The organism is Kitasatospora sp. MMS16-BH015 (assembly GCF_002943525.1).
In the GTDB taxonomy this organism is placed as follows: domain Bacteria; phylum Actinomycetota; class Actinomycetes; order Streptomycetales; family Streptomycetaceae; genus Kitasatospora.
On record NZ_CP025394.1, the window covers coordinates 5,494,929 to 5,513,581 of the forward strand.

Annotated in this window: 13 protein-coding genes; 8 read left to right on the forward strand and 5 right to left on the reverse strand. The window is 72.8% G+C overall.

Features of this window, described 5'->3' with window-relative positions:
• Positions 1 to 26: 26 nt before the first annotated feature.
• Positions 27 to 1,637: a chitinase gene (locus tag CFP65_RS23815; RefSeq protein WP_104818107.1), complete on the reverse strand. Its 1,611-nt coding sequence runs from the start codon at positions 1,635 to 1,637 to the stop codon at positions 27 to 29.
• Between the two features lie 387 nt (positions 1,638 to 2,024).
• Between CFP65_RS23815 and CFP65_RS23820 the strand changes: the two genes are divergently transcribed.
• The 5 genes from CFP65_RS23820 (at position 2,025) to CFP65_RS41180 (ending at position 11,771) form a co-directional block, all read left to right on the forward strand.
• A complete protein-coding gene (locus CFP65_RS23820) occupies positions 2,025 to 2,819 on the forward strand; it encodes an isoprenyl transferase (protein WP_104818108.1) in 795 nt (264 codons plus the stop codon).
• A 231-nt stretch (positions 2,820 to 3,050) separates the two neighbouring features.
• Positions 3,051 to 4,385, forward strand: a complete 1,335-nt coding sequence (locus CFP65_RS23825; RefSeq protein ID WP_104818109.1) for a PhoH family protein — start codon at positions 3,051 to 3,053, stop codon at positions 4,383 to 4,385.
• Between the two features lie 475 nt (positions 4,386 to 4,860).
• Positions 4,861 to 5,571, forward strand: a complete 711-nt coding sequence (locus CFP65_RS23830) for a transglycosylase SLT domain-containing protein (RefSeq protein WP_174805567.1) — start codon at positions 4,861 to 4,863, stop codon at positions 5,569 to 5,571.
• Positions 5,572 to 5,963: 392 nt separating this feature from the next.
• Positions 5,964 to 7,298, forward strand: a complete 1,335-nt coding sequence (locus tag CFP65_RS23835; protein WP_104818111.1) for an AI-2E family transporter — start codon at positions 5,964 to 5,966, stop codon at positions 7,296 to 7,298.
• 192 nt (positions 7,299 to 7,490) lie between these two features.
• Complete coding sequence (locus CFP65_RS41180) at positions 7,491 to 11,771, forward strand: hypothetical protein (protein ID WP_104818112.1); 4,281 nt, start codon at positions 7,491 to 7,493, stop codon at positions 11,769 to 11,771.
• 82 nt (positions 11,772 to 11,853) lie between these two features.
• Here CFP65_RS41180 and CFP65_RS23845 read toward each other — a convergent pair whose 3' ends face one another.
• Together CFP65_RS23845 and CFP65_RS23850 are read right to left on the reverse strand one after the other, a co-directional pair.
• Positions 11,854 to 12,384 (reverse strand): alkyl hydroperoxide reductase, encoded by a 531-nt coding sequence (locus tag CFP65_RS23845; protein WP_104818113.1) that lies wholly within the window; start codon positions 12,382 to 12,384, stop codon positions 11,854 to 11,856.
• Between the two features lie 3 nt (positions 12,385 to 12,387).
• Positions 12,388 to 12,939 (reverse strand): peroxiredoxin, encoded by a 552-nt coding sequence (locus CFP65_RS23850; RefSeq protein WP_104821070.1) that lies wholly within the window; start codon positions 12,937 to 12,939, stop codon positions 12,388 to 12,390.
• A 223-nt stretch (positions 12,940 to 13,162) separates the two neighbouring features.
• Here CFP65_RS23850 and CFP65_RS23855 point away from each other — a divergent pair, with 223 nt between their 5' ends.
• Genes CFP65_RS23855 through CFP65_RS23865 form a run of 3 tightly spaced genes read left to right on the forward strand, consistent with a single transcriptional unit; the run spans position 13,163 to position 15,748 of the window.
• Positions 13,163 to 14,047, forward strand: a complete 885-nt coding sequence (locus CFP65_RS23855; protein WP_254552535.1) for a hydrogen peroxide-inducible genes activator — start codon at positions 13,163 to 13,165, stop codon at positions 14,045 to 14,047.
• A gap of 52 nt (positions 14,048 to 14,099) precedes the next feature.
• Positions 14,100 to 15,044, forward strand: coding sequence for an AAA family ATPase (locus CFP65_RS23860; RefSeq protein WP_104818115.1), 945 nt, complete (start codon positions 14,100 to 14,102; stop codon positions 15,042 to 15,044).
• A 32-nt stretch (positions 15,045 to 15,076) separates the two neighbouring features.
• A complete protein-coding gene (locus CFP65_RS23865) occupies positions 15,077 to 15,748 on the forward strand; it encodes a hypothetical protein (RefSeq protein WP_217368183.1) in 672 nt (223 codons plus the stop codon).
• 105 nt (positions 15,749 to 15,853) lie between these two features.
• On the opposite strand, the gene CFP65_RS23870 is transcribed toward CFP65_RS23865, so the two are convergent.
• Together CFP65_RS23870 and CFP65_RS23875 are read right to left on the reverse strand one after the other, a co-directional pair.
• Complete coding sequence (locus CFP65_RS23870) at positions 15,854 to 17,728, reverse strand: ATP-binding SpoIIE family protein phosphatase (RefSeq protein ID WP_104821073.1); 1,875 nt, start codon at positions 17,726 to 17,728, stop codon at positions 15,854 to 15,856.
• A 47-nt stretch (positions 17,729 to 17,775) separates the two neighbouring features.
• Positions 17,776 to 18,525, reverse strand: coding sequence for a class I SAM-dependent methyltransferase (locus tag CFP65_RS23875; protein WP_371682449.1), 750 nt, complete (start codon positions 18,523 to 18,525; stop codon positions 17,776 to 17,778).
• Positions 18,526 to 18,653: the final 128 nt, after the last annotated feature.

Here is an 18,653-nt window from a genome sequence, read left to right on the forward strand (position 1 = left end):
ACCCCCCTTCTGCTGAGCGGCTGCCGTTACGGCATCGCGTGGACGTGGGCGCCGACGTTGGTGGAGAAGTCGTTGGCGTTGGCCGCGTCCCAGTTGGTGGACCAGGTCATCGCGCCGCGGATGGTGGGCCACTTGGCCGGCGGGACGAAGGTGCCGCAGTGGGTGCCGGTGGCCAGGCAGTCGAGGGCGTTGTTCACCACGGTCGAGGAGACGTAGCCGCTGCCCGCGCCCTTGGCCGAGGCGGGGACGCCGATGCCGACCTGGTCGGGGCGCAGGCCCCCCTGGATGTGGGTGCAGACCTGGCTGGTGATGAAGTCGACGGTGCCCTGGGAGTAGACGTTGCCGTCGCAGCCGTTCATCGAACCCGAGTTGTAGAACTGGGTGTTGACGACGGTCAGGATGTCCTTGGTGTTGAGCGCCAGCTGGAAGTACGCACCGGAGGTGTTGTACATCCCGATGGTCTCGGGAGCCATGGTCAGGACGAAGCCGGAGCCCACCTTGCCCGCCAGGGTGTGCAGCGACTGCGCCATGTAGGTCGGGTCGACGCCGTTCTCCAGGTCGATGTCGACGCCGTCGAAACCGTACTGCTGGATCAGCGAGTAGGCGGAGTTGGCGAAGTTCGCGGCGGCGGTGGCGTTGCCGACGCTGATCGCGCCGTTCTGCCCGCCGACCGAGAGCACGACCTTCTTGCCCGCCGCGTGCTTGGCCGCGATGTCGGCCTTGAAGTCGGCCGCGGTGTAACCGCCCAGCTCGGAGGCGAGCTTCGGGTCCAGCGTGAAGGTGATGCCGCCCGGGTTGCTGGCGTCGGCGTCGGCGAAGGAGACCGCGATGATGTCGTACGCGCTCTGGACGTCCTTGAGTCGCTGGATCGTCGCGCCGTTGTCGAAGTTCTGCCAGTAGCCGGTCAGCGCGTGCTTGGGCAGGCCGGTGTTCGGGGGCGGCGTGGTCGGCGAGCTGGTGGGGGAGCTCGACGGCGAGGAGGAGGGGGAGGAAGAGGGGGAGGAGGACGGCGAGCTGCTGGGGGAGCTCGACGGCGACGGGGAGGGAGAGGAGGACGGGGAAGACGAGGGAGAGGAGGACGGCGAGGGCGAGGAGGGGGTGCCGCCCGGGCCGGTCAGGGTGATGTCGTCCGCGTTGTAGGTGCTCTGGCCGTACCAGCCGTGCACGTAGAGGGTGACGCTGGTGGTGTTGGCGCCGGTGGTGAAGGTGGAGCCGAGCTGGTTCCAGGCGGTCTGGCTGGACCAGGAGCTCGGGTCGGTGCCGCCCGTCCCGGTGGCACCGAGGTAGACGTACGGGCCGTGGACCCAGCCGCTCAGCGTGTAGCTGGAGTTCGGCAGGACCGAGACGGTCTGGGTGCACTGGGCGGTGTCGGAGCTGCTCGGCGTCGCGCTCAGCGCGGCGGTGCCGGAGTGCGCCGGGGAGCCGGCGCTCGCGGTGCCGGTGCAGACCCAGCCGGAGAGGCCGGACTCGAAGCCGCCGTTGGTCACCAGGTTGCCGACGGCGGCGCTGGCGCCGCCCGCGAAGAGGGCGAGGCCGGTGCCGGCCAGGGCGAGGGCGGTGGTGCCGGCCGCGAGGGCGGCGGGGACACGACGGGTGCGGCGCCGGTGGGACGGCGGCTGCTGCGTGGGACGGGCCATGGTGCGCTCCGAAGGGGTGGAGGAACCGCCGCAGTGGGGGTTGCGGCGGCCCCGCGTGGGGGGAGGGAGAGGACCGCAGAGCAGTGCAGGAGGGAGGGGACCCGGCCGGTGGGGGCGGCCGGTGTGCCCTCGGTCACAAGCTGGACTAGACCAATGGCAACCGTCAAGCATTCAACGGGCTGCTTACGGGATTTTTAAGGAACCGGAGACCGTTCCGTGTCCGGAGCCGAGCCTTGGCCGGACGCACCGGCGGACGCCCCCTCAGGGCCCTTCCCCGAGACCGTGACCCTGTCGAGACCTGCGGCTTTACCCAGCCAGGGCGGGCCGGAGTAGGCTGCGCGGGGGCATTGGGCACGCGGGGGCTGAGCACGGAGGGGCCGTTACGTCATGGGTCTGCGCGATGTTGTGGAGCGCACGCCGGGTCTGCGGACCCTGCTGGAGAACGCGTACCGGGTGTACGGCCGTCGGGTCGAGGTGCACCTGGCCCAGACCCCGCACCACATCGGCGTGATCCTGGACGGCAACCGCCGCTGGGCCAAGGCAGTGGGCGGCACCACCGCGCACGGCCACCAGCGCGGGGCCGACAAGATCAGCGAGTTCCTGGGCTGGTGCGAGGAGACGCACGTCCAGGTGGTCACCCTCTGGATGCTCTCCACTGACAACCTCTCCCGCCCGGCCGAGGAGCTGGTGCCGCTGCTCGGCATCATCGAGGACACCGTCCGGCGCCTCGCCGCCGACGGCCGGTGGAAGGTGCACCCGGTCGGCGCGCTCGATCTGCTGCCGCAGCACACTGCGGACGTGCTCAAGGAGGCCGCCCAGGCGACGGCCGACAACACCGGCGTCACCGTCAACGTGGCGGTCGGCTACGGCGGGCGGCACGAGATCGCCGACGCCGTTCGCTCGCTGCTCCAGGAGCACGCCGGCAAGGGCACCTCGATCGAGGAGCTGGCCGAGGTGCTGGACGTGGAGCACATCGCCGAGCACCTCTACACCAAGGGCCAGCCCGACCCGGACCTGGTGATCCGCACCTCCGGCGAGCAGCGCCTCTCCGGCTTCCTGCTCTGGCAGAGCGCCCACAGCGAGTTCTACTTCTGCGAGGCCTACTGGCCGGCCTTCCGCAAGGTCGACTTCCTCCGGGCCCTGCGCGACTTCCAGGAGCGCAACCGCCGCATGGGCCTCTAGCCCCGGCCGGGCCGCCGAGCGGTCCCGGGCCGGTCCCGAGGAGTCCCGGGCCACACCGGGGCTCCCGTCCCGAGTCCGTGGCGATCAGGTAAACGTTCATCAACAACGGCCACCGGCATGAATGCGAGCCGAACTCCGGGGAATACCCATGGCAGACCGGTACCCCGGCCACCGGGGTCGCGGGGACCGGCATGCCGCGGGTGACGCAGGGTCATCCGCTCTGGAGGCCTAGTGGTCAGTACCAAGAGCCGCCGGACACCAGACCGGCGCACGTACGTTCTCGACACCAGCGTGCTCCTGGCAGACCCGCTCGCGCTGACGCGCTTCGAGGAGCACGAGGTCGTCCTTCCGGTGGTGGTGGTCACCGAGCTGGAGGCCAAGCGCCACCACCCCGAGCTGGGGTACTTCGCCCGCCAGGCGCTCCGCCTGCTGGACGACTACCGCGTCCGCTTCGGGCGCCTCGACGAGCCGATCCCGGTGGGGGAGGTGGGCGGCAGCATCCGGGTGGAGCTCAACCACTCCGACACCTCGGTGCTGCCCGCCGGTTACCGTCTCGGCGGAGGAGAGGCGGACACCCGCATTCTGGCGGTGGCCAGGAACCTCCAGGCCGAGGGGTACGACGTCACGGTCGTCTCCAAGGACCTGCCGATGCGGATCAAGGCCAGTTCGGTGGGCCTGCTCGCGGAGGAGTACCGGGCCGAGCTGGCGATCACCTCGGGCTGGACGGGCATGTCCGAGCTCCACGTGGGCGGCGACCAGGTGGACGCCCTCTTCGGGGGCGGCCACGACGCCGCGGTGGAGATCGACGGCGTCGACGAGCTGCCGGTGCACACCGGTCTGGTGCTCACCTCGGAGCGCGGCCGGGCCCTCGGCCGGGTGACCAGCGACGGGCGGGTGCGGCTGGTGCGCGGCGACCGCGAGGCGTTCGGGCTGCGCGGGCGCAGCGCCGAGCAGCGGGTCGCGCTCGACCTGCTGCTCGATCCGGAGGTCGGCATCGTCTCGATGGGCGGCCGGGCCGGCACCGGCAAGTCCGCCCTGGCGCTCTGCGCGGGGCTGGAGGCGGTGCTGGAGCGTCAGCAGCACCGCAAGGTGATGGTCTTCCGTCCGCTCTACGCGGTCGGCGGGCAGGAGCTCGGCTACCTGCCGGGGTCCGAGTCGGAGAAGATGAGCCCCTGGGCCCAAGCCGTCTTCGACACCCTCTCCGCCGTCACCACGCCGGACGTGATCGAGGAGGTGATCTCCAGGGGGATGCTGGAGGTGCTCCCGCTCACCCACATCCGGGGCCGCTCCCTGCACGACGCCTTCGTGATCGTGGACGAGGCCCAGTCGCTGGAACGGAACGTGCTGCTCACCGTGCTCTCCCGGATCGGCCAGGGCTCCCGGGTGGTGCTGACCCACGACGTCGCGCAGCGTGACAACCTGCGGGTCGGTCGGTACGACGGAGTGGTGGCGGTGGTGGAGAAGTTGAAGGGTCATCCACTCTTCGCACACATCACCCTCACCCGCTCCGAGCGTTCGCCGATCGCCGCCCTGGTCACCGAGATGCTGGAGGACATCCAGCCCTGACCTGGGTGGACGCCGTCGGCTGACGGCACGGCACATGCGGACGAAATGGGGCGAAACACCCGGCCGGAGCGCGCTGTTGGGCAGCGCGCTCCGGCTTTCGCATCACATCGGACTGTCGTTTGTCAGGAGAATCACGAAATTCCCCGGACGCCACCCTTGTGAGATGCGCCACGCAACCGGGAATTGCGTCCGGCCGTCCCCGTGCGGCATGGTGAGGTTTCTGTCAGGCCCCGCGTACGGCGTGACTGGGCCGCCGAGAGGCGGCCGGCCCCACCGAAAGGTGACGGTGTGTACGAAACGCCCGGCAACTCCGGCTGGCGGGCGGACAACTGAAGACCGCTGAGCCGTACGCCGCCCGATCCAACCGCCGAGCCGACGCGAGTCACCCGGCGCCGGGCCAGTGCCTCCCGTGACCAGCGCGGTGTGGAGGCCAGTGCCAAGGGGCATGTTGCGCCCCTACGGTCACGCGTGGGCGATGCTGGAAGGAAACCATGTGACTCGGATCTCGGTCCGGGGAGTTGCTGTGGCCTCCGCCACCGCCGTCACCGCTGTCGGTGCCGTCGTGGGTGTGGCCTCGGGCAGCGAGGGCTCTCAGGCTCAGACGGTGGACGTCGCGGGTGCGACGCTGCTCGCCGACGTGCCGATGGGCGCCCACGCGCAGACCGTCAGCGACAACTTCAGCGCTCAGGCCAACGCTCAGCAGGTCTCGGCAGACGCTGCCGCCAAGAAGGCCGCGGAGGAGGCAGCCCGTCAGAAGGCCGCCGCCGACGCCCAGGCCAAGGCGGACGCGGAGAAGGCGGCCAAGGCCGCCGACGAGAAGCGCAAGGCCGACGAGGAGGCCGCCAACCGCGCCAAGGCGCGTTCGGCCCTGGTCGCCGACACGACCTCGTACAGCCCTGGCTCCGTCCAGGCGCTGGCCGCGGGGATCATCGGCGACGACAGCCAGTTCCAGTGCTTCAGCCAGATCGTGAAGCGCGAGAGCGGCTGGGACTACACCGCGACGAACTCCGGCTCCGGCGCGTACGGCCTGGTCCAGGCCCTGCCCGGCTCCAAGATGAGCTCGGTGGGCTCCGACTGGCGCACCAACCCGGCCACCCAGATCAAGTGGGGGCTCGGGTACATGAACGACCGCTACGGCTCGCCCTGTGGCGCGTGGTCCTTCTGGCAGTCGCACCACTGGTACTAGAGACTGCTCGCACGAGAGGCCCCCGACCGATGGTCGGGGGCCTCTCGGCGTTCGACTGCCGGGGCGGGCCACGCCGCCCGGGCGGGCGCTGACCTGGGCCCGGCGCGGGCGGTGCGGCCCTGGGATGCGGACGCGGGGAGCCGGAGAGGGTCCTGGGTGCTCCGGCCCCGGCCGGTCCGCCGACAGGTGGCCTGCGGGTGTCCTCCCCGCTCCAGCGCGTCCGAAACCACCTGGTGCATACCGATTCGTGCCGATTTCGGCCTGCGACCGGCTCGGGGCCGGTCCGGGGCCGGTCTGGGGTGGCGGGCCGCCCGGCGGGTAGCGTCATCCCCGGACGGCCGTGGTGGGACCCACGGCATCGGTGAGCCGGACGGGGAACGGTGGGTGTCGGGATGCGAGCTCGAGGGGTGGTGTCCTGGGCCGCCGCGTTGGCGAACCGGACGCTGACCGCGGTGGAGCAGCGGCGCCGGGCCGCCGGGCAACGGGAGGACGGACCGGTGGGCGAAGGCGGCAAGACCTCGGCGGCGACGGAGCCGGAGGCACCGCCACCGGTGCCGCCTGAGCCCGGGGCTCGGGAGTCGGTCATGCGGGAGCCGGTGGAGCGGTACGGCCACCGGCCGGGGCGCCCGGCGCACCCGGCCGACGCGGTGCCGTGGAGCCTGCGGGTGGCCGCCGAGTCCACCTGGCGGCTGCTGCTGCTCGCGGCGGCGCTGTACCTGCTCTTCGAAGTGGTCGACATGCTCCGGCTGGTCGCCTTCGCGGTGCTGGCCGGCCTGCTGATCTCGGCCCTGCTGGAGCCGACCGTCTCCTGGCTCAAGCGGCACGGCTGGCCGCGCTGGCTGGCCGCCGCCGGCACCTTCCTGAGCGGGCTCGCGGGCATCGTCGGGGTGGGCTGGTTCGTGGTCTGGCAGGTGACCAGCAACCTCAAGTCGGTCTCCGACCAGGCCCAGGCCGGTGTCAACAAGCTGCGCGAGTGGCTGGTCAGCGGCCCGTTCCACCTGACCCAGCAGCAGATCAACGACTTCGCCAAGCAGATCTCCACCGCGATCGGCACCAACACCCAGCAGATCACCTCGCTGGGCTTCACCGGGGTGACGATCGCGATCGAGGTGCTGACCGGCATCCTGCTGGCCGCCTTCACCACGTACTTCCTGCTCTACGACGGGGCCAGGATCTGGAGCTGGGTGCTGCGGGCGCTGCCCCGGCACTCGCGGTACGCGATGGCGGGGGCCGGGCCCAAGGCCTGGGCCACCCTGACCGCGTACGTCCGGGGCACGGTCTGCGTGGCCTTCATCGACGCGCTCTGCATCGGGATCGGCATCCAGCTGCTCGGGGTCAAGCTGGCCCTGCCGCTGGCCGTGATCATCTTCCTGGGGGCCTTCGTGCCGCTGGTCGGCGCGCTGGTGACCGGCACCATCGCGGTGCTGATCGCGGTGGTCACCCAGGGGCCGTTCACCGCGCTGATGGTGCTGGTGATCCTGATCGCGGTGCAGCAGTTGGAGGGGCACCTGCTCCAGCCGCTGATCCTCGGCCGGGCCGTCCGGGTCCACCCGCTCGGCGTGGTGCTCGGGGTGGCCGCCGGCTCGATCGTCGGCGGCATCGGCGGCGCGATCGTCGCCGTCCCGCTGATCGCCGTCACCAACACCGTGGTCGGCCACCTGCGCCGCCGCAACGCGGCCGGCCAGGAAGTCTTCGACGCCCTGGAGGCCGCCCGCCAAGGCGCCTGACAGCCCGACACCTTCTCCTGATACCCTGCCGCCCCTTCAGGCTTTTTTCACATCAGCCCGGTCGTGAGCGACCGAACTCCCGGGCGGGCAGGCATCATTGGGGGATGGATGCTGAGAAGACCCAGTCGTCGGCGGCCGGCGGGGCGCCCCGCCGGCGGGCCACGGCGGCTGATCGGTAGCGCACTCTGTACCTTGGCCGTCCTCGCGACGGCCCTGGTCCCGGCAGCCGTCCCGGCCGCCGCCGCTGCGGCCACGCCGACCCCGTCGGCCGTGAAGACGCAGCAAGCACCGAAAACGCAGCAAGCGCCGAACACCCGGCAAGCGCCGCAGGCTCCGCGGCCGACGCCCACGCCGACGCCGACGCCGAAGGCGAGCCCGAAGCAGGCTCCCGCCGACGCCGCGCCCTGCACCGGGCCGCTGACCTTCGGCACGCCCTTCGACTGCGCCGGCATCAAGGCGCACCAGAGCCAGACCTACACGGTGACCACCACGGGCGCCGACCGCCTGCTGGTGCGGCTGAGCGGTGAGCTCGCGGTCATCGCCATGGTGGCCACCACCGGCGGCGACCCGGCGGCCGACCCGCTCTGCTCCTTCTCCAGCATGGACGGCCTGGTCTCCTGCGCCGTGCCGGCCGCCGGCAGCTACGACCTGACGGTGGCCAGCCAGTGGTACGACGGCACCTACACGGTCGCGGTCGACTCGACGGCCACCGGTGCCTGCCAGGCGCTCACCGACGCCGACTTCGCCACCACCCGGGCCGAGCTGACCGGCACGCTGGCCGCCGGCTCCACCGGGGACTGCTACCGCTTCACCCAGCCGACGGGCAGCCGGCTGCTGATCTCCACCCGGAACACCAGCTCCGGCGCCCAGGTGCTGGGCTCGCTGGTGGACGCCACGGGCAAGCCCGGCTGCGAGGAAGGCACCGCCACCGGCCCCTGCCGGCTCACCGGTACCGCGCCCTACACCTGGCGCGGGCACGACCAGAGCGCCGCCGCCGGGACGTACGCCTTCCGCCTGACCCGGCTCTCCGACCCGGTCGGCTGCACGCCGCTGGCGGTCGCGCCGTTCGGCGACCCCGGCACGGCCGTGACCAGCGGCACCCTCGCGTGGACCGACCTCACCTGCCGGATCGTGCACACCCAGCCCGGCCTGCACGACATCCGGCTGCGGGGCGGCAACGACCTCTACTGGACGGTCTACGCCCAGGACGGCAGCAAGGTCTGCGACAAGCCCTACCCGGACGGCCCGTGCGCCGTCCCCGCCGCCGGTGACTACACCGTCCTGGTGCACGGCGGCGGCTGGTCCGACGAGTCCTTCGACCTCTCGGTGGTCGATCTCGCCGGTACGGCCGGGTGCGCCCCGGCCGTCGGCACCGGCTTCGCCTCGCCGACGCTCACGGGCGCCTTCGTGAGCCGGCTCGAAGTCGACTGCCACCCCATCGATGCCGTGTCCGGCGAGCGGATCATCACCCCCGCCCTGGGAGCCAGTTCGACCATCGTCGACGCCACGGGTGCGGCGGGCTGTCCGGTCGACTACAGCCAGGACGGCTGCGTGCTGTCCGGCAGCGGCCCTTACCGGGTGCTCTCGACGGCCGGTTACGACTGGGGAGTGCCGACCACCTACCCCTCCGACTGGCGGCTGCAGATCCGCCGGCTCTCCCACCCCGCGGACTGCCCGGCGCTGGCTGCCCAGACCTTCGGCACGGCGGCGGACACCGCCGGCACGCGGTGCCGGACGATGACGGTGGCCACGGCGGGGCCGCTGAAGGTGACGGCCTTCGGCAAGGGTGACCAGGTGCCGGTGGTGTCGCTGCCCGTCGAGCTCTACGACGCGGACGGCAAGCGGGTCTGCGACCAGAACCAGTGCAACCCGGTGCCGGCCGGCAGCTACACGATGCTGCTGGGCACCTACCGGCAGCTGGTCGAAGGGGTTACGCACGCGCAGTACCTGTCCCCGACCGAGACCCGTGGCTGCGTCGCCACCGGCGACACCGGCTTCGCCGACGGTCCGGTGACCGGCGCCATCACCGGGCTCGGCCAGGTCGACTGCCTGGCCCTGCCGACGCCCTCGGGCGCGGCGCTGGGGATCTACCCCTCGCCCGGCGGCGAGCCGCTGCCCTCCGGCACCGTGGTGGACACCACCGGTGCCTACCAGTGCGGCGACCCGTGGTCCGGCATCATGACCGACTGCCTGCTGACCGGGCAGGCGCCCTTCCGGCTGCTGCTCGACCGGGGCATCGCCACCGGCGGGTACGCCGTGACGATCGGGCGGGTCGACACCCCGGCCGGCTGCCAGGCCTTCCCTCAGACGCCGTACTCGGACGCCGCCGGCACCGCGGTCGCGCTGACCAAGGGGCACCCGGTGCGCTGCCTGGCCGTCCCGACCGGACAGCACGCGGCGGCCGAGCAGTTCGACTACGACCTCGCCCCGGCGCCCGCCGGCCCGCTGAAGAGCCTCCCGGCGACCATCAGGGTGTTCGGGCCGGACGGCCGGCTCGCCTGCCAGGGCGGGCCCTTCCTGTCGACGGCGGTCTGCCAGCTCGACCGGGCCAAGTCGTACACCGCGCTGTTGATCGGCGACGGGACGGACCAGGGCTACCGGATCGTCCGCCGCGACCTCACGGCGACCGCGCAGTGCGGCAGCCCCGCCTCCACCACGGTGGGCGGCACGCCCGTCCGGGGGCAGCTGGCCTCGGCGCTGAGCGTGGCCTGCACCCGGGTGGCGACCCAGCCCACCGACCGGATCCGGTTCACTTCGAAGAACAGCGACGGCGCCGTCCTGATGGTGGTGACCGATGCCGACGGCAAGACGCTCTGCTCCTCGGGCCAGTACACCGACTACTGCGACGTGACCGGCTCCACCAGCTACCAGGCGATCGTCTCGCCGCTCAGCTACCAGGGCACCGCGATCACCTACCAGCTCGACAGCTGGAAGACCGGTGGCGCGGGCGGCGTCCCGCCGGAGTGCGGCGTGGTCGCCGCCGACAAGAACGGCTTCGGCCCGCTCACCGGCACGCTCACCCGCGACCACCCCGCCACCTGCGTCACCGTCCCGGTGAAGCAGCCGTACGGCACGATCCGGATCACCGGGGCGTACGCGGGCCAGGGCAACAACGGCGTGCCCCGGGCGCAGCTGATCGGCAACGACGGTACGAACTACTGCTACGACTACGCGGGGACGGACGGCTACGGCACCGAGTGCACCCTGCCGGCCAACCCCGACAAGGCCGATCTCCTGCTGCTCTCGCTGCGCCCGGGCGCGACCAAGACCGACTACGCGGTCTCGGTGGGCTGCCGGCCGGACCGCTCCTGCGGCCTGCCGGACCCGGAGGCGGACCCGGGGACGGCTTTCTCCCCGCTCACCCCGGCCCGGCTGCTCGACACCCGGATCGGCCTGGGCCGGCCCGGTACGGCGCCGGTGCCGGCCGGTGGCACGGTCACCCTCCAGGTGACCGGCCGCGGCGGGGTGCCGGCCACCGGGGTCGGCTCGGTGGTGCTCAACGTGACGGTGGCCGACCCGAAGGCGGCCGGGTACCTGACCGCCTGGCCTTCCGGCACGGCGCGGCCGACGGCCTCCTCGCTCAACTGGACGGCCGGTCAGGTCGTGCCGAACCTGGTCACCGTGCCGGTCGGTGCGGACGGCAAGGTCACGCTCTTCAACGGCAGCCAGGGCACCTCGCAGTTCGTCGCCGACGTGCTCGGCTACTACGGGCAGCTGCTGCCGGGTACCGCTTTCAACCCGCTCACCCCGTCCCGGGTGCTCGACACCCGGATCGGCCTGGGCCGTCCCGGCAACGGGCCGGTCGGGGCCGGGCAGACCGTGGTGCTCAAGGTGGCCGGCCAGGGCGGGGTGCCGGCCACCGGCGCCTCGGCGGTGGCGCTCAACGTCACCGTCACCGACACCAAGGGGCCCGGCTACCTGACGGTCTGGCCCTCCGGCGCCGCCCGACCGGTGGCCTCCAACCTCAACTGGGTGGCGGGGCAGACCGTGCCGAACCTGGTGGTCGTCCCGGTCGGCCCCGACGGCACCGTCAGCCTGTACAACGGTTCGCCGGGCAGCAGCCAGCTGGTCGCCGACGTGGCCGGGTACTACGCGGGCGGCTCGAACGGTTCGCTCTACCGCAGCGCCGGCCCGGTCCGGCTGATGGACACCCGGATCGGCCAGGGCGCCCCGACCGGGGCCGTCCCCTCGCACGGGACGGTGCTGCTGGACGTGTACGGCACGGCCGGCGGCGCCAAGCCCAAGGCTGTGGTGCTCAACGTCACGGTGACCGGGCCGACGGACTGGGGCTACCTGACGGCCTGGCCCTCCGGCGGCGCCCGCCCGACCGCCTCCAACCTCAACTGGGTCAAGGGCCAGACCGTGGCCAACCAGGTGATCGTGCCGGTCGGCGCGGACGGCAAGGTCGCCTTCTACAACGGCGGACCCGGCTCGGTGCAGGTGGTGATCGACCGGACCGGCCTGATCGGCTGAGCCGGCTGAGCCCGTCCGCAAGCACGACGTAGGGCCCGCTCCCCGAGGGGGAGCGGGCCCTACGCTTGCTTCAGCTGCGGCTTCAGCCGATGGCGGCTTCGGCGTCCAGGACGGACGCGACGGCGGCGATCACGGCGGCGATCTTGACCGAGGCCTGGATCACCTCGCGCTCGACCCCACCCTTGCGCAGCACGGCCTCGTGCGAGTCCAGGCACTGGCCGCAGCCGTTGATCGCGGAGACCGCGAAGCACCACAGCTCGAAGTCGAGCTTCTCGACGCCCGGGGTGCCGATGATGTTCATCCGCAGACCGGCCCGCATCGTGCTGTACTCCTTGTCGGAGAGCAGGTGCGTGGTCCGGTAGTAGACGTTGTTCATCCCCATGATCGCGGCGGCGCCCTTGGCGGCGTTGTACGCCTCCGGCTTGAGGTTCGCCTTCGCCTCGGGCTCCAGCTCGCGCAGCACCGAGGGCGACTTGGTCGCCATGGCGCAGGCGAGGACGGTGCCCCAGAGCTGCTGTGCGGGGAGCTCGGAGTTGCCGATGATCGCGCTCAGGTTGAGCTTGAGGTCCTTGGCGTACTCCGGCAGCGCGGCCTTCAGTTCGTCGAGGGCCATGGGTCAGCCGGCCAGCAGGGCCTGGGCGTCGAGGGTGTCCTCGCCCTTGGTCCAGTTGCACGGGCACAGCTCGTCGGTCTGCAGGGCGTCCAGCACCCGCAGGACCTCCTTGGGGTTACGGCCGACGGAGCCGGCGGTCACCATGACGAACTGGATCTCGTTGTTCGGGTCCACGATGAAGACGGCGCGCTGGGCGAGGCCGTCGGCACCCTGGACGCCGCAGGCCTGCATCAGCTCGTGCTTGACGTCGGCCAGCATCGGGAAGGGCAGGTCGCGGAGGTCCTTGTGGTCCTTGCGCCAGGCGTGGTGCACGTACTCGGAGTCGCCGGAGACGCCGAGGATCTGGGCGTCGCGGTCCGCGAACTCCTCGTTCAGCTTGCCGAACGCGGCGATCTCCGTCGGGCAGACGAAGGTGAAGTCCATCGGCCAGAAGAAGACGATCTTCCACTTGCCCTCGTAGGACTTGTGGTTGATCTCGGCGAACGCGCTCGCGGCGTCGAGGTCGACACAGGCGTTGAGTTCGAACTCGGGGAACTTGTCACCGATCGTGAGCACGTTCACGTCTCCTGGGTTGGGAAGATGAGGGAGTATGTCCGTATTGCCTATGGTTCGGCAGGCTTTGGACGTCCTCCACAGTGGCACAGGTCGGACTGATCAGGGAAATAGCTAGACTCGATACATCTGATCGGAGACAGCTATCAGTACCACCGGCACCACCCCCGCAAGGCCCCGCGCCACCCGCACGCCCACCGTCGCCCAGCTGCGCGCCTTCACCGCCGTGGCCGAGACCCGGCACTTCCGCGACGCCGCCGCCGTGATCGGCACCAGCCAGCCCGCGCTCTCCGGGGCGGTCGCCGCCCTGGAGGAGACGCTCGGCGCCCAGCTGGTCGAGCGCACCACCCGCAGGGTCATCATCACCCCGCTGGGCGAGCGTGTCGCCGCCCACGCGCGCCGGGTGCTCAGCTCGCTGCACGAGCTCACCGAGGAGGTCGAGGCGGCCCGCCGGCCGTTCACCGGCCCGCTGCACCTGGGCGTCATCCCGACCGTCGCGCCCTACCTGCTGCCCGCCGTGCTCCGGCTGGTGCGGGCCGGCTACCCCGAGCTCGAACTGCACGTCCACGAGGAGCGCACCCCCTCGCTGCTCGAGGGCCTGGCCGCCGGGCGGCTCGACGTGCTGCTGCTCGCCCTCCCGGCCGGCGGCAGCTCGCCCACCCGGGACATCCCGCTCTTCGACGAGGACTTCGTGCTGGTCACCCCGCCCGAGCACGAGCTGGCCGGGGCCGAGGACCTGCCCCGGGACTCCCTGCTCGACCTCGACGTGCTGCTGCTCGAAGAGGGCCACTGCCTCCGCGACCAGACCCTGGACCTCTGCCGCGAGGTCGGCGCCGACCAGAGCGGCGGCACCACCCGGGCCGCCGGGCTCTCCACCCTGGTGCAGCTGGTGGCCGGCGGCCTCGGCGTCACGCTGCTCCCGGCCACCGCCCTGGAGGTGGAGGCCGGCCGCACCGACCGGTTGGCCGTGGCCCGGTTCGCCGAGCCCACCCCCGGCCGCCGGATCGGCCTGGCCACCCGCCCCGGCTCGGCCCGTGCCGCCGAGTACGACCGCTTCGCCGCCTCGCTCCGGGAGGTGCTGGCCGAACTCCCGGTCCGGATCGTGGAGTGAGCCCCCGCCGGGCGGGCACACTCCAGGCATCCGGCGGCGCAGGGGGTGGGGCGTGTACGTCTCCAGGATCAGGATCGACCGGCACGAGTACTTCCACGGCGGGCGCGCGGTCGACCTCGACCTGACCCGCCCCGACGGCACCCACTCCGGCTGGACGGTGCTCGCCGGGCCGGGCGGCTCCGGCAAGACCACCCTGCTCCAGGCCCTGGCAGGCCGGGCCGGGGCCGAGCTGAGCGACCAGGACGGCCGGCCGCTGCAGCCCGGCGACCACTTCTGCGCCCTCCTCCCGGCCGAGTCCGAGGGCCCGCTGCCCGAGGGCGCGCTCGCCCTGATGGCCGACGGGCTGCTGCCCGCCGGCCGGCGGCTGACCGAGCGGCTCACGGTCGAGGCCGACGGGGTCGAGCTGCCGCTCGAATCGCTCGGCGGCGGCGCCCGGGCCCTGGTCTCGCTGGTGGCCGAGCTGCTCCGGCAGGCCCATCGGTACGAGCCGGAGGAGGAGCTGGTGGTGCCCGGCACCCCGCCCACCGCACCGATCGCCGGGCTGGCCCTGATCGACGACGCCGAGGCCCACCTGCACCCGGCCTGGCAGCAGCGCCTGGGCGAGTGGCTGGTCGCGCACTTCCCCAACCTCCAGTTCGTGGTCGCCACCCACAGCCCGTACCTCTGCCAGGCGGCCGACCCGGGCGGCCTGATCCACCTGCCCGGCCCCGAGCAGCCGCCCGCCCCGCCCCGGGTGCTGGACGAGGACGAGCAGCAGCGGGTGGTCTACGGCAGCGGGGACGACGCCGTGGTCTCCCCCCTGTTCGGGCTGCCCAGCGCGTACTCGCCGCAGGCCGAGGCCGAGCGGGGGCTGCTGGTGGCGCTCGAACGCAAGCTCTACGCGGGCGAGGCCACCGACGCCGAGATCGCCGCCTACCAGGAGCTCGGCGCCAAGCTCAACAGCTCGCTCGCCGCCCAGGCCCTGGACCTGCGGGGGCGTGCCGGCGGCCGGCCGTGATCCCGGTCCAACGGCCGCCACTGCAACCGCAGTTGGCCGCCGAACTGGCCCGCCGCACCGAGGCGATCCGCAACGCCGGGCCCAACACCGCCGCCGGGCGGGCGGCTTGGCGCAGCGCCCGCGAACCCAAGGCCAGGATCCGGCAGTTGCTCGGCCGGATGGCACCGGGCCTGGCCCGCTGCATGTACTGCGGGGACAACCTGGGCACCGACATCGACCACTTCGAGCCGATCGCCCGGGCCCCGCTGCGCACCTTCGACTGGCACAACCACCTGCTGGCCTGCGCCTTCTGCAACAGCAACCGCAAGCGCGACCGCTTCCCCTGCGACGCCGACGGCTCGCCCCTCCTGATCGACCCCGCCCGCGAGGACCCGGCCGACCACCTGCGCCTGCTGCTCGCCTCCGGCGCCTACTCGCCCTTGACCCCCAAGGGCGAGGCCACCATCGAGGTCTTCGGTCTCAACACCCGCCCCGAACTCGTCCGCGCCCGCCGTCTCGCCTTCACGGTGGTCCGCGCCCTGCTCGCCGAATGGCAGACCCGGCAGGAGGCGGGGGATGCCGTGGCCGCCGCCGAGATAGCCGCCGCCCTGACCGATCTCTGGCAGGCCGATGTCCTGCGGGCAGTAAGGAAGTTGGCCGATGCTCCCCAGTTGGCGCCGGTCGTCCTCGGCGACCGTGCCTGGTCAGCCCTGCAACGTTTTTAGGGGCGCGGGGAACTGCGCGGGCATCCCTTGGGGCGTGTACTCGTTAAGGAGAACACGCCCCCTCGCATGCCCTCGCAGTTCCCCGAGCCCCCGGCATAGTGCACGTCACCATTGAGGGAGTCGTTGCTCGAACCAGACCACCTTGCCTGCCCCCAGCCGCGTCGCTCCCCAGCGTTCTGCGCAGCGGGCCACTATCTGCAAGCCCCGCCCCCGCTCGTCCTCCGGCCCGGCCCGCCGTGCGCGTGGCAGCAGGGCGCTGTCGTCGCCGACCTCGCAGCGCAGGACGGAGGTGCGGACCAGCCGCAGCGTCACCGGCCGGGTGGCGTGCTGGATCGCGTTGGTGACCAGCTCGCTCACCATCAACTCGGTGTTCTCGGCCAGTGGTTCGAGCCCCCAGCGGCGCAGCGCGTGCCCGGCCAGCCGGCGGGCCCGGCCGGGGGTCTCGTGCCGGGGCTGGAGGTACCAGTAGGCCACGTCCTCGGCCGGGATGCCGTCGAAGGCGGCGGCCAACAGGGCGATGTCGTCGGCCCGTTCGCCCGGGGGCAGGATCCGCAGGGCCTCCTGGCAGAGGTGTTCGGGGGAGTGCCGGTGCGCGGCGGCGATCCGGCTGCGCAGCAGCTCCAGGCCGGTGGTCAGCGAGCGGCGGCGCGATTCGACCAGGCCGTCGGTGAAGAGCAGCAGGGCCGAGCCGGGCGGGGCGGCCAGCTCCACCGAGTGGAAGTCCACCCCGCCGACCCCGATCGGGGCGCCGGCCGGCAGCTCCAGCAGGTCGGTGCGGCCGTCGGGTTGGATCAGCAGCGGCGGTACGTGGCCCGCGTTGGCGAGCACCACCCGGTTGGCGATCGGGTCGTAGACCGCGTACAGGCAGGTGGCCAAGTGCTGTTCCCGACCCAGGCGTTGGGCCTGCTCGTCGAGGTGGTAGAGCACCTCGTGCGGTGGCAGGTCGAGCGCGGCCAGGGTCTGCGCGCTGGTGCGCAGCTGGCCCATGATCGCGGCCGAGGTGAGCGAGTGGCCCATCACGTCCCCGACGATCAGCGCGACGCGGTTGCCGGGCAGCGGCACCGAGTCGTACCAGTCGCCGCCGACCTGGGCGCCGCTCTCGCTGGGCAGGTAGCGGTGGGCCAGCCGTACGCCGTGGCGCTGCGGCAGGTGGGTGGGCAGCATGCTGCGCTGGAGCTCGTCGGCGATCTCCCACTCGCGGGAGTAGCGCAGCGCGGTGTCCACGGCCAGCCCGGCCTGGGTGGCCAGGTGGGCGGCGGTGGCGCTGTCGGTGGCGTCGAAGGCGCTGGCCGCGTCGAAGGCCGAGGTGAGGTCGAAGGCGGAGGGCCGCTTGGGGGCGGTGGCCCGCCCGAAGGGGCTCGGGCCGCCGATCGGGCCGCCGGTCGCCTGGCCGGTCGCCTCGCCGGCCGTCTTGCCGGGGCGGCGGATCAGCAGCAGCAGGCCGAGCACGGCCTTGCGGCCGCGCAGCGGCAGGGCCAGCAGGGCGGTGCCGGCCGCCAGGCGGCTGAGCGCGCGCGGGCCGTAGAGCTCCTCGAGGAGTGGCCGCAGGCGGGCGGCGGAGGGGGTGTCGAGCACCACCGGGCCGGCCGGCAGCTGGTGGTCCAGGGCCTGGGCCAGCGGGCCGCCGGGGCGGATGGCCCGGGTCTTCAGGCGCTGGCCGAGCCGGGTGCCGTGGGCGTGGTGCAGGCGCAGCGCGGTGGGCCGGCCGGGGTCGCGCTCGATGTTGGGCAGCGGGTCGCGCAGGTGCACCACGGCGGCGTCGGCCAGTGCGGGCACCAGCACCTTGCCTAGGTTGCGCAGGGTGGCGGCGAGGTCGAGCGAGCTGTTGATCCGCCGGGTGGCGCTGTCCAGGTACGCCAGCCGTTCGGCCGTCCGGGGCAGGACGGCGGGGCGCGGCGGCGCGCCCGGCGGTGCGGGCGGTCGGCGCTGGGCCGGTACGACGGGCGGCTGGCCCGCCTGGGGCTTGAGGGGGTCGCGCACGGGCTTCCCGTTCTGGGAGGTCGGGGGTCGGTGGGCCGGGAGGGCGGTCAGCCCGTCCGCCGACAGCACAGGAACAGTTGTTCCTCCGGGGGCAGGGTGGTGCTGGCGGGGGCGTAGGGGTGGCCGGTCTGGGCCTCGACGGTGAACCCGGCTCTGGAGAGCATCTGGTGGAGTTCCTCCCGTAGGTAGCCGCTGATCCTTATCTCGTGGCCGAGGAAGGGCAGCGGCGCGTGGTCGAGGTCGGCCTCGACCACGCCGAGGGCGAGCAGGCCGCCGGGCCGCAGCAGGGTGCGGATCCGACCGAGCACGGTGGGGATCTCCCGCTGGGGCAGCAGGATCAGCGAGAAGAAGGCGGTGGCCGCGTCGAAGCGGCCGGCCGCGGCCGGGCCGAGCTCCGGCAGGCCCCAGGCCCGGTCGGCGCGTGGGGTGGCCAGGTCGTACATGTCGATCCGGTGGTAGGCGGCGGCCTCGGGCGCGGTGCGCCGGGCCAGGCCGAGCATGCCGTCGGAGAGGTCGACCCCGGTCACCCGCAGCCCGCCCGCGGCCAGCTGGCGCACCGTCGGATCACCCGTTCCGCAGCCCACGTCCAGCACCCGGGAACCGGCCGGCAGCGCGCCGAGCAGCCAGCGCCCGCAGGCCAGTTGGCCGGTCTTGTCGGGGAAGGCGGCGCCGTAGGCCGCACCGATGGCGTCGAAGGCGACGGCCTGCAGAGCACGCCCGGCGCGGCGGCCGGCCCGGGGGTCGGAGGCACCGGGCCCGTGGCCCTGAGCGGGATCGGCTATCTGTCCGGTCGTCACGATTGAGAGGCACCTTCCACCCTGGCCGCAGGTTGTCTGCCGCTGTTCTCCCTGCCGTCGCCCCCGCTGTCCCGCCTCCGCTGCGTATCTGCTGCCCAGCCTCCGAGAATAGGCGTGATCACCGGGCG